This window comes from Pseudomonas sp. FYR_5 (assembly GCF_043106315.1).
GTDB classification, from domain to species: domain Bacteria; phylum Pseudomonadota; class Gammaproteobacteria; order Pseudomonadales; family Pseudomonadaceae; genus Aquipseudomonas; species Aquipseudomonas putida_Y.
On the sequence record NZ_JBICMK010000064.1, the window covers coordinates 1 to 10,661 of the forward strand.

11 protein-coding genes are annotated in these 10,661 nt (G+C 62.5%); 2 read left to right on the top strand and 9 right to left on the bottom strand.

The features are described 5' to 3' along the window. Positions 1-62 precede the first annotated feature (62 nt). On the top strand, positions 63-632 hold the full coding sequence (locus ACF8RA_RS10270; RefSeq protein WP_392519143.1) for a DUF6436 domain-containing protein: 570 nt from the start codon (positions 63-65) through the stop codon (positions 630-632). Here the strand turns inward: ACF8RA_RS10270 and ACF8RA_RS10275 are convergent. After that, positions 611-1,177, bottom strand: coding sequence for a sugar O-acetyltransferase (locus ACF8RA_RS10275; RefSeq protein WP_084850185.1), 567 nt, complete (start codon positions 1,175-1,177; stop codon positions 611-613). The two genes, ACF8RA_RS10270 and ACF8RA_RS10275, sit on opposite strands and share 22 nt — an antisense overlap. Before the next feature lie 86 nt (positions 1,178-1,263). Here ACF8RA_RS10275 and ACF8RA_RS10280 point away from each other — a divergent pair, with 86 nt between their 5' ends. Next, positions 1,264-3,627: a penicillin acylase family protein gene (locus tag ACF8RA_RS10280; RefSeq protein ID WP_392519144.1), complete on the top strand. Its 2,364-nt coding sequence runs from the start codon at positions 1,264-1,266 to the stop codon at positions 3,625-3,627. A 120-nt stretch (positions 3,628-3,747) separates the two neighbouring features. Here the strand turns inward: ACF8RA_RS10280 and ACF8RA_RS10285 are convergent, their stop codons facing one another. The 8 genes from ACF8RA_RS10285 to oscA form a co-directional block, all read right to left on the bottom strand. Next, positions 3,748-4,533 carry a MetQ/NlpA family ABC transporter substrate-binding protein gene (locus ACF8RA_RS10285; protein ID WP_021783565.1) on the bottom strand — a complete coding sequence of 262 codons (786 nt, stop codon included), beginning with the start codon at positions 4,531-4,533 and terminating at the stop codon, positions 3,748-3,750. 175 nt (positions 4,534-4,708) lie between these two features. Next, entirely contained in the window at positions 4,709-5,539 is an 831-nt protein-coding gene (locus ACF8RA_RS10290) for a sigma 54-interacting transcriptional regulator (RefSeq protein WP_176682802.1), read from the bottom strand. 64 nt (positions 5,540-5,603) lie between these two features. Then, a complete protein-coding gene (locus ACF8RA_RS10295; protein WP_209969288.1) occupies positions 5,604-6,185 on the bottom strand; it encodes an alpha/beta hydrolase in 582 nt (193 codons plus the stop codon). 210 nt (positions 6,186-6,395) lie between these two features. Then, the gene (locus tag ACF8RA_RS10300) at positions 6,396-7,385 is read right to left on the bottom strand and encodes a sulfate ABC transporter ATP-binding protein (protein WP_339533597.1); all 990 of its coding nucleotides are present in this window, start codon (positions 7,383-7,385) and stop codon (positions 6,396-6,398) included. A gap of 3 nt (positions 7,386-7,388) precedes the next feature. Beyond that, positions 7,389-8,261, bottom strand: coding sequence for a sulfate ABC transporter permease subunit CysW (gene cysW / locus ACF8RA_RS10305; protein WP_176682804.1), 873 nt, complete (start codon positions 8,259-8,261; stop codon positions 7,389-7,391). Positions 8,262-8,272: 11 nt separating this feature from the next. Then, positions 8,273-9,091: a sulfate ABC transporter permease subunit CysT gene (cysT, locus tag ACF8RA_RS10310; RefSeq protein ID WP_010955699.1), complete on the bottom strand. Its 819-nt coding sequence runs from the start codon at positions 9,089-9,091 to the stop codon at positions 8,273-8,275. 185 nt (positions 9,092-9,276) lie between these two features. After that, positions 9,277-10,284, bottom strand: a complete 1,008-nt coding sequence (locus ACF8RA_RS10315; protein ID WP_176682805.1) for a sulfate ABC transporter substrate-binding protein — start codon at positions 10,282-10,284, stop codon at positions 9,277-9,279. 50 nt (positions 10,285-10,334) lie between these two features. Beyond that, positions 10,335-10,517, bottom strand: a complete 183-nt coding sequence (gene oscA / locus ACF8RA_RS10320; RefSeq protein WP_021783559.1) for a sulfur starvation response protein OscA — start codon at positions 10,515-10,517, stop codon at positions 10,335-10,337. Positions 10,518-10,661 lie beyond the last annotated feature (144 nt).

The following is a 10,661-nucleotide window of genomic DNA, read 5'->3' on the forward strand; positions in this document are numbered from 1 at the left end:
GATCGCGCCAGTTTTTAGAAATGGAGCAAGACAGTTGCTCCCACAAGGGCCACCGACTCTTCATGAATAGCCGAATCATCAAACCGCTGTGCACGGTCATCGCCTTGTTGGTCGGCGCCGTAATCCTCTGGCAGGCCTACAGCGCCTTTCAGGCTCGCTACCTGCGCCCGTTCGACAACCAGGCCACGCTGTTCGACGGCAGCCAGTTACAGCTACCTGCCGAGCTGGCCGGTGCGGGCCCGATCCGCGTGGTGCATTTCTGGGACCCGGCCTGCCCATGCAACGTCGGCAACCAACAGCACCTGGGCGACCTTGTCAGCCAGTTCGCAGGCCACGACGTTACCTTCCATGTGCTGCAAAAGCCTGGCAGCCACGGCCAGCTACCGGCCAATATCGGTAGCTTGCAACCCATCACCCACCTGCCCGGCAGCGAGCACCTGCCTGCCTCCCCGGCCGTGGCCATCTGGGACCGGCAAGGCCGCCTGGCTTACTTTGGCCCGTACAGCGAAGGCGCCGTGTGCAACGCCAGCAACAGCTTCATCGAGCCAATCCTCAAGGCTTTGCTCGACGGCCGCCAGGTCAACGCCTCCAATACCCTGGCGGTAGGCTGCTACTGCCCTTGGTCGGGCTGACGGACCCGCGCCGGGTTGCCCACCACCGTCGCGCCCGCGGGCACATCCCGGGTCACCACACTGCCGGCGCCGACGATGGCGTTATCACCGATGCTCACCCCCGGCAGGATGATTGCCGCACCGCCAATCCACACGTTGTCGCCGATGGTCACCGGCCGCCCGCTCTCCAGCCCGCTGCGCCGCACTTCAGGATCGAGCGGATGGTCGGCGGTGTAGATCTGCACGTTGGGGCCGATCTGGCAGTCGTCGCCGATACGCACCGGCACCACATCAAGAATCACGCAGTTGAAGTTCATGAAGGTATTACGGCCAACGCTGATGTTGTAGCCGTAGTCGCAATAGAACGGTGGGCGAATCACCGCGCCTTCGCCAACCTGGCCAAAGTGCTCCACAAGCAGCCCGTGGCGTGCGTCGTTGAGCAGTTCGACACTGTTGTTGTAGCGGTGCATCCAGTGCTTGTTGGCGATCTGCTCAGCCTGCAGTTCAGGGCAGCCAGCGTGGTAGAGCTGGCCGGTGAGCATTTTGTGTTTTTCGCTGAGGGACATGGAAACTCCTTCCTGGGGCTATGCTCTGTTCGCGAATCCGCCGATGATCGGACCACATTTTCCGTTTGAATGCACAAGGAGTCTGAATGAAGCGCAGCCTGACCCTGCTGGCGGTGGTAGTCACCGTGGCCGCTGGCGCCGGTTACTGGTACGTGCAGGGCAAGCTGCCGCAGCGCGAGGGCGAGGTCGCCGTTGCCGGTCTGCAAGCCCCGGTCAGCGTGCGCTACGACGCCCGCGGCGTGCCACACCTGCAGGCACAGAGCGAGCCGGACCTTTACCGCGCACTGGGCTACGTGCATGCCCAGGACCGGCTGTTCCAGATGGAGATCCTGCGCCGCCTGGCCCGTGGTGAACTGGCTGAGGTGCTCGGCGACAAGCTACTGCCCACCGACACCCTGTTCCGCAGCCTGCGCATACCCGAGCAGGCCGCGCTGATGGCCAAGCGGCAGGATCCACAGGCGCCGGCATGGCAGGCCCTGCAAGCCTACCTCGATGGGGTCAACAGTTGGCAGGCCAGCCACCCCAAACCCACGGAATTCGACCTGCTCGGCATCCCCCCGCGCCCGTTCACCGCCGAGGACACGCTGAGCATCGCCGGCTACCTGGCCTACAGTTTTGCCGCCGCGTTCCGCACCGAGCCTGCTCTGACCTACATCCGCGACCAGCTTGGGCCTGACTACCTGAAAATATTCGACCTTGGCTGGCAACCCGAGGGCGCGCTGGGCACGCCACTGGCCGCCGCCGACTGGCAAAGCCTGGAAGCACTTGCACGCTTAAGCCATGAGGCGCTGAGCGACGCCGGTATCCCGCAGTTCGAAGGCAGCAACGCCTGGGCGGTGGCGGGTAGCCGCACCCGCAGTGGCAAGCCGTTGCTGGCTGGCGACCCGCACATCAGCTTCGCCGTACCTGCGGTGTGGTATGAGGCCGAGCTGTCAGCGCCCGGCTTCAACCTCTACGGCTATTTCCAGGCACTCAACCCGTTCGCCCTGCTCGGCCACAACCGTGACTTTGGCTGGAGCCTGACCATGTTCCAGAACGATGACGTTGACCTGGTCGCCGAAAAGACCAACTCCGCCAACGCCGATCAGGTGATGGTCGATGGCCAGTGGCACACACTGGAAACGACCGAACAGAAGATTGCCGTCAAAGGCGAGCAGCCGGTCACCATCAGCTTGCGCCGCTCGCCCCACGGCCCGATCGTCAACAACGTGCTGGGCAGTACCTCCGGCACCACGCCAATCGCCATGTGGTGGGCATTCCTGGAAACTGAAAACCCGATCCTCGACGGCTTCTACCAGCTCAACCGCGCCGACACCCTGGGCAAGATGCGCGAGGCCGCCGCCAAGGTTCACGCGCCCGGGCTCAACTTTGTCTGGGCCAATGCCCGTGGCGATATCGGTTGGTGGGCAGCGGCAAAGCTGCCAATCCGCCCCGACGGCGTCGACCCGGCGTTCATCCTCGACGGCGCCAATGCGCAGGCCGACAAGCTCGGTTTCTACCCCTTCAGCGTCAACCCGCAGCAGGAAAACCCCACGCGCGGCTATATCGTTTCGGCCAACTACCAGCCACCGGCGGCGGTGCCAATACCGGGTTACTACAACCTGCCCGACCGTGGCCGCCAGCTTGATCGTCACCTGGCCAACCCAGAGGTGAAATGGGACACCCAAAACAGCCAGGCACTGCAGCTGGACACCGCCAGTGACTATGGCCCGCGCACCCTTGCCCCGCTCCTGGCAACCCTGCGTGCAGTGGCCGAAGGTGACGAAGAGAAAGAGCTGGTCGAGCAACTGGCGGCTTGGGCTGGCGACTACCCGCTCGACTCGACCAGCGCCACACTGTTCAACCAGTTCCTCTATGAACTGGCATTCGCGGCCCTGCATGACGAGCTGGGCGATACCTGGTTCCCGGTGCTGATCAGCACCCGCGTGATCGACGCCGCCTTGCCACGCCTGGCAGCGCAAGCCGATTCACCCTGGTGGAACACCCGTGGTGGCAGCCAGCATACCGACCGTACCGCCGTCGTGCGCACGGCCTGGCAGAAAAGCTTGAAGCATCTGCGTGACACCCTGGGCAGCGATCCGGCCAGCTGGCAATGGGGCAAGGCCCATACCCTGACCCACAACCATCCGCTTGGGGTGAAAAAGCCGCTGAACCTGCTGTTCAACGTTGGGCCATTCGCCGCACCCGGTACCCATGAGGTGCCGAACAACCTCTCGGCGAAGATCAGCTCTGCGCCATGGCCGGTGACCTATGGGCCGTCGACGCGGCGGCTGATCGACTTCGCCGATGCCGGGCAGGCCCTGACCATCAACCCGGTCGGGCAGAGTGGCGTGCCGTTCGACCGGCATTACGCGGACCAGGCTGAGGGGTATGTGCAGGGGCAGTATCAGCGGGCGCAGATGGGGGTGATTCCGGCGCAGAGTACCTTACGGCTGGTACCCCCGAGGTAAGGGGCTGCTTTGCAGCCGGTTCGCAGCAAAAGGGCTCTAGGGTGCTGTGCGGGCAGGGCTGAAAAAAAACGCCGACACAAAGGTGTCGGCGTTGGCACATACCGGGCGTTGCTAGCGAAATCAGAACGCCGGCAGTACGGCACCTTGGTACTTCTTGGCAATGAATGCCTTGACTTCCGGGCTGGTCAGGGCCTTGGCCAGTTTCTGGATGGCCTCACTGTCCTTGTTGTCCGGGCGGGCCACCAGGAAGTTCACGTAGGGCGAATCGGAACCTTCGATCACCAGCGCATCTTTAGCCGGGTTCAGTCCAGCTTCGAGGGCATAGTTGGTGTTGATCATGTCCAGGTCGACCTGGTCCAGCACACGGGGCAGCATGGCCGACTCAAGCTCGCGGAACTTCAGCTTCTTCGGGTTTTCGGCGATGTCCTTGGGGGTGGCCAAGGCATTCTTCGGGTCTTTCAGGGTAATCAGGCCGGCTTTCTGCAGCAGCAGCAAGGCGCGGCCGCTGTTGCTGCCCTCGTTAGGGATGGCAACGGTTGCGCCTTCTTTCAGCTCGCTCAGGGCCTTGACCTTCTTCGAGTAACCACCGAAGGGCTCTACGTGTACACCCACCACGGTTTCCAGGTGGGTGCCCTTGCCTTCGTTGAAGTTCTGCAGGTACGGCAGGGTCTGGAAGTAGTTGGCATCCAGACGCTTCTGGTCAACCTGCACGTTCGGCTGTACGTAATCGGTGAAGACCTTGATCTGAAGGTCCACGCCTTCTTTTGCCAGGGTCGGCTTGATCAATTCAAGAATTTCGGCGTGCGGTACCGGGGTAGCGGCAACCACCAGTTTCTCGGCAGCAGCGGCCAGGCCGGAGAACGACAGGGCAGCAGCCAGGGCAGTGGTCAGCAGGGTCTTCTTCATGGTGGTCCTTGTTCTGAATCTGGGCCATCGACGATGGCGAATCGGGTGCCCAACCGGTTCACCAGTGGGCTTGAGGCGGACGATACCCAAATTTTTTATTCCGCAACAATATCTTTTACTTAGCTGCTTATTCCAAAAACATAATGGCATCAGCCGCTCTCCCCATGAGCGATGCCTAACGCGCGGGGTCGGGCAGGTCGAGATCCTCTGGCAGGATCTCTTCGCCGTCATTGACCAGCAAGGCAAAGTGGATGACGTTCTCCAGCTCGCGGGTATTACCGGACCAGAAATGTGCCTCCAGCACCCGCTGCGCCGCCTCGCTCACCAAGGGCACAGGCCGCTGCAGGCGCACGCTGTAGATGCCCACGAAGTACTCGGCCAGCGGCAGGATATCGCCCGGTCGCTCGCGCAGCGGCGGCAGCTCCAGCGCGCCCTCGCGCAGATACTGGTACAGGCGCTCGTTGAAGCGCCCTGCACGTACCACACGGGCCAGGTCGATGCTGGTGGCGGCGACCAGGCGCACATCCACCGGCTGTGGCTGCTGCGCACCCACCCGAGTGACCTCGCGGTTTTCCAGGGCCGCCAGCAGCTTGCCCTGGATGGCCAGCGGCAAGTCGGCAATCTCGTCCAGGTACAAGGTGCCGCCGCTGGCCGAACCGAACCAGCCGGCACGGCTGCTGACCGTACCGCCATGGCTACCGGCGCTATAGCCAAATAGCTCGGCATCGGCGTAGGTGGGGCTGATGGCCGCGCAGTTGACCGACACGAACAACCCACCACGGTCGCTGGCACGGTGGATCTGCCGGGCCAGCAGCTCCTTGCCGGTACCGGTCTCGCCACGGATCAGCACCGGCAAAGGTTGTGGCGCCAGGCGCTCAAGGTCCTCGCGCAGCCGCTGCGAGCGCGGGTCGATGAACACCAGCGCCTTGGCACGAATGCTCAGCGGGCTCTTGTCCAGCTCGGGGAAGGTCAGCAGCGGCTGGCCGAACGGGTTTTGAAACGTCATGACGAACTCCCGCCCCAGGCCCGTAATGGCCAGGCGTCAGGCAAAGGGTGAACAGTGAGGGCGATCAGGCGCGGAGCAGTGCGCGCTGCTCGATCCGGCTCTGCAAGCGATACAGGTAGGCGAAGCCTTGTTCCCAGCGCTCATGACCGGACTTGACGTTGATGTGCCCGGCATTGCTCAGCAACCCTGCTTCGGCGCCCCATGCCTGGGCCAGGTACAGCGCCCTCGGCACGCTCACGGCCGGGTCGTTGTCCGAGCTGACGACCTGGTTGGGAAACGGCAGCACCTCGGTAGGGATCGGCGCAAAGTTGCGCAGCACTGGCGCGCAGGTGGGCCGTTCGACATCTGCCGGCGCCACCAGCAGTGCACCACGCACCTGCCGTAGCAAGGCCGGGCTTGCCTGCGCAGCCCAATGGGCGACAGTAATGCAACCGAGGCTGTGGGCAATCAGGATCACCGGCGAGCGCTCGGCGGCAATCGCCTGCTCCAGCGCGTGCACCCAGTCCTGCCGCTGCGGGGTAAGCCAGTCTTCCTGTTCGACCCGTGCACTGTTGGGCAGGGTGCGTTGCCAGTGACTCTGCCAATGGTTGTCTGGCGACCCTTGCCAGCCCGGCACAATCAGGTAGCGAATCGAGTCATTGCGCATGGGGACGCCTCCAGTAAGTTTGCGTGCTTGGAGACAAGTATAGGGAAGGCGATATATACGTAAAGGAATAAGAAGATATTTGGTAATTCTTTAATAGAATAAACAACACACTGCAGTCGCTCTCGCGTAAAGGGCTGCATAACCACCCCATCCACCTTTCAGGTAAAAAAAACCCGGGACCATGCCCGGGTTCTCTTATCCTTGTGCGACTCAGATATCCGCCACCTTCTGCCACACCTTCGGCCGGAAGAATAACGTTTCCCCCCGCGCCAACCCGGTCAGGCTGTCATGGTCTTTCACCACCTCGGCCTCGATCAGCTCGCTCTGCCCTTCCACCTTCAAGGTCACCCGCGTGGTCGCGCCCAACGGCCGAATGTCGCGCACCTCGGCCGCGTGGTGTCCTTCGGTCTCGTGCCGCGACAGCGACACCTCGTGCGGGCGAAACAGCACGTGATGCCCTTCGTTCAAGGCCAGGCGGTTGGAGTCACCGAGGAAGTGGTAGACGAAATCATTGGCCGGCTGATCGTACACCTCACCTGGCGAGCCGATCTGCTCGATCACGCCCTTGTTCATCACCACGATGCGGTCGGCTACTTCCATGGCTTCTTCCTGGTCGTGGGTAACGAATACCGACGTCAGGTTGATATCCTCGTGCAGCCGCGCCAGCCAGCGACGCAACTCCTTGCGCACCTTGGCATCCAGCGCACCGAATGGCTCGTCCAGCAGCAGTACCTTCGGCTCCACCGCCAGGGCGCGGGCCAGGGCGATACGCTGACGCTGTCCACCGGAAAGCTGCTCAGGGTAGCGATCGGACAGCCAGTCCAGTTGCACCATGTTCAGCAGCTCATGCACCTTCTCGGCAATCTTGCTCTCGCTCGGGCGCTCGCCCTTGGGCTTCATGCGCAGGCCGAAGGCAACGTTGTCGAACACGCTCATGTGGCGGAACAGCGCGTAGTGCTGGAACACGAACCCGACGTTACGGTCACGCACGTCATGGCCGGAAACGTCCTCGCCGTGGAACACGATGTTGCCCTGGTCCGGGGTTTCCAGGCCGGCAATGATGCGCAGCAGGGTGGTCTTGCCGCAGCCGGATGGGCCGAGCAAGGCCACCAGCTCGCCGCTGTTGATGTCCAGGTTGATAGCGTTCAGGGCCTGGAAACTGTTGAAGCGCTTGCTGACGTTACGAACTTCGATCGACATGAATCATTCCTCCGCGGCGCTGTGGCGCAGGCGGTTAATACGGTTCTCGCTCCACTGCTTGAGCAGCAGGATGAAGAGCGCCAGGATCAGCAACAGGCTGGCCACGCTGAAGGCCGCGACGTGGTTGTACTCGTTGTAGAGGATCTCCACATGCAGCGGCAAGGTGTTGGTCACGCCACGGATATGGCCCGACACCACCGACACCGCGCCGAATTCGCCCATGGCCCTCGCGGTACACAGCACCACGCCATAAATCAGGCCCCATTTGATGTTCGGCAGGGTGACGTGCCAGAACATCTGCCAGCCGTTGGCACCGAGCAGCCGTGCAGCCTCCTCCTCTTGCGTGCCCTGCTCCTGCATCAGCGGGATCAGCTCACGGGCCACGAACGGTACGGTAACGAAAATAGTCGCCAGGACAATGCCCGGCAGGGCGAACACGATCTGGATATCGTGGTCCTGCAGCCACGGCCCGAACAGGCCTTGTGCGCCGAACATCAGCACGTAGACCAGGCCGGCGATCACGGGCGAGACCGAGAACGGCAGGTCGATCAGGGTGACCAGGATGCTCTTGCCACGGAAGGTGTACTTGCTCACGCACCAGGCGGCGCTTACGCCAAATACCAGGTTGAGCGGCACCGAGATAACCACGGCGAGCAGGGTTAGCTTCAGCGCCGACAACGCATCGGGTTCGAAAATCGCCTCGAAGAAGGTGCCAAAACCGTTCTTCAGCGCCTGGGATACCACGATCACCAGCGGCAGCAGCAGGAACAGGGTGAACACCAGCCAGCCAAGGCCGATCAGGATACGCCGCGCCGTGGCACTGCCACGGCGGGCGGCGTTGGCTGCGGCACTTGCACTCAGGGATGAACTGGACATGCCGGCCTCCTTCAAGGGGTTTCGATGCGGCGCTGCAACAGGTTGATCAGCAGCAGCAGGATGAAGGAAACCACCAGCATCAGCACGCCGATGGCGGTCGCGCCGGTGTAGTCGTACTGGTCGAGCTTGACCATGATCAGCAGCGGCAGGATCTCGGTCTTCATCGGCATGTTGCCGGCAATGAAGATCACCGAACCGTACTCGCCTACGCCACGGGCGAAGGCCAGGGCGAAGCCGGTGAGCCATGCCGGCAGCAGGGCCGGTGCCAGGATGTGGCGGAACACCTGCAGTGGTTTGGCCCCCAGGCAGGCTGCAGCCTCTTCCACTTCACGCGGGATGTCAGCCAGTACCGGCTGCACCGTGCGCACCACGAACGGCAAGGTCACGAAGGTCAGTGCCAGGGTGATGCCCAGCGGGGTGTAGGCGATCTTGAAGCCCAGGTCGGTGGCGAACTGGCCGACCCAGCCCTGCGGCGCGTACAGGGCCGTCAGGGCGATACCGGCAACCGCGGTGGGCAAGGCGAACGGCAGGTCGATCATGGCATCGATGATCTTGCGTCCGGGGAAGGTGTAGCGCACCAGCACCCAGGCCAGCAGGGTACCGATCACACCGTTGATGATGGCGGCGAACAGGGCGGTGCCGAAACTCAGCTTGAGCGCGGCGATCACCCGCGGCGCACTGATGATGTTCCAGAACTGCTCGAAGGTCAGCTGCGAGGCATGAATGAACATGGCCGCCAACGGTATCAGCACGATCAGGCTGAGGTACACCAAGGTGTAGCCCAGCGTCAGCCCGAAGCCGGGTATGACGGGGGAGATACGACGCGACATAAATATCCCTGGTTGAACGCACTCAGCCCGGAAACAATCCCGGGCCGGTGCAAGCTTTTGAATCCTGGGGCTGCTTGGCAGCCCATTCGCGACACAAGGCCGCTCCCACAGGGGATCATGGTTCCTTGTGGAGTCGACCCTGTGCCGCGAATGGCCCGCAACGCGGCCCCGCTTCCCTTTGGCCCTTACTGTGCCTGATAGATCTGGTCGAACACACCGCCATCATTGAAGAATTTCGGTTGTGCAGCCTTCCACCCACCAAAGTCCTTGTCGATGGTCACCAGGTCCAGTTTCGGGAACTGCTTGCCGAACTCCGCAGCGACTTTCTCGTCACGCGGGCGGTAGAAGTTCTCGGCGGCAATCTTCTGCCCGGCCGGGCTGTACAGGTGCTTGAGGTATTCGCTGGCAATCTCGGTATTGCCCTTGCGCTCGGCGTTCTTGTCGACCACGGCCACTGGCGGCTCGGCCAGGATCGACAGCGACGGCACGACAATGTCGAACTTATCGGCACCACCGTCTTCCTTCAGGGCCAGGAAGGCCTCGTTTTCCCAGGCCAGCAACACGTCGCCCTGGCCATTGTTGACGAAGGTGATGGTCGAACCACGGGCGCCGGTATCCAGCACCGGTACATGCTTGAACAGCTCCTGCACATACGCCTTGGCCTTCTCTTCGCTACCGCCGGCCTTCAGGCCGTAGGCCCACGCCGCGAGGAAGTTCCAGCGCGCACCGCCAGAGGTTTTCGGGTTCGGGGTGATGACCGACACATCCTTCTTGATCAGGTCGCCCCAGTCCTTGATGCCTTTCGGGTTGCCCTTGCGCACCAGGAACACGATGGTCGAGGTGTACGGGGTGCTGGCGTCAGGCAGGCGGGTCTGCCAGTTCTCGGGCAGGGTCTTGCCAAGCTTGGCCACTTCGTCGATGTCACCGGCCAGGGCCAGGGTCACCACGTCGGCGCGCAGGCCGTCGATCACCGCACGGGCCTGCTTGCCCGACCCCCCATGGGATTGCTGGATTTTCACCTTGTCACCCGGGTGGGCCTGTTGCCAGTGCTTGATGAACTCGGCGTTGTACTGCTGGTAAAGCTCACGGGTCGGATCGTAGGACACGTTGAGCAGTTCGTAGTCCTTGGCGATGGCGGAACCGGCAAAAACAGCACTGGCCAGGGCGGCGAGCGCATAACGGCGGATGGACATGGTGAAGCTCCCGAATGGCATTTTTCCAGTTTTGGATGTTGCGCCGCAGATCAGCCGGGCTTGTTGCCGGGCTGTTGCAGGCGGAACTTCTCCTTGCGCTCGATCTGCACGACCTGAGCGTTGTGCACGGTGATCTCCACCGCACCGAAACGCAGGTCGCGCAAAGCGCTCTGGATTTCACGCAAGAGGGTGGCTTCGTCCTGGCCGTCGATGCTGCGCAGAGATGCACTCATGCTCGTTCTCCTTGGAGTGAGGGCGCCGGGCAGAGGTTTGAAGGGGGGTTGCGCCTGGCTTGAGGGCAATAGTAGTGAGGCGCAGTTATTCTTAAAAATACTGTTTAAGAATTTTTATATAACCTTTTTAAAGCGCACGCCCCT

Excerpts from the sequence above, each read along its gene's own strand:
- ACF8RA_RS10270 (WP_392519143.1), top strand. The coding sequence starts at position 63 with ATGAATAGCCGAATCATCAAACCGCTGTGCACGGTCATCGCCTTGTTG.
- ACF8RA_RS10275 (WP_084850185.1), bottom strand. The coding sequence starts at position 1,177 with ATGTCCCTCAGCGAAAAACACAAAATGCTCACCGGCCAGCTCTACCAC.
- ACF8RA_RS10280 (WP_392519144.1), top strand. The coding sequence starts at position 1,264 with ATGAAGCGCAGCCTGACCCTGCTGGCGGTGGTAGTCACCGTGGCCGCT.
- ACF8RA_RS10285 (WP_021783565.1), bottom strand. The coding sequence starts at position 4,533 with ATGAAGAAGACCCTGCTGACCACTGCCCTGGCTGCTGCCCTGTCGTTC.
- ACF8RA_RS10290 (WP_176682802.1), bottom strand. The coding sequence starts at position 5,539 with ATGACGTTTCAAAACCCGTTCGGCCAGCCGCTGCTGACCTTCCCCGAG.
- ACF8RA_RS10295 (WP_209969288.1), bottom strand. The coding sequence starts at position 6,185 with ATGCGCAATGACTCGATTCGCTACCTGATTGTGCCGGGCTGGCAAGGG.
- ACF8RA_RS10300 (WP_339533597.1), bottom strand. The coding sequence starts at position 7,385 with ATGTCGATCGAAGTTCGTAACGTCAGCAAGCGCTTCAACAGTTTCCAG.
- cysW (WP_176682804.1), bottom strand. The coding sequence starts at position 8,261 with ATGTCCAGTTCATCCCTGAGTGCAAGTGCCGCAGCCAACGCCGCCCGC.
- cysT (WP_010955699.1), bottom strand. The coding sequence starts at position 9,091 with ATGTCGCGTCGTATCTCCCCCGTCATACCCGGCTTCGGGCTGACGCTG.
- ACF8RA_RS10315 (WP_176682805.1), bottom strand. The coding sequence starts at position 10,284 with ATGTCCATCCGCCGTTATGCGCTCGCCGCCCTGGCCAGTGCTGTTTTT.
- oscA (WP_021783559.1), bottom strand. The coding sequence starts at position 10,517 with ATGAGTGCATCTCTGCGCAGCATCGACGGCCAGGACGAAGCCACCCTC.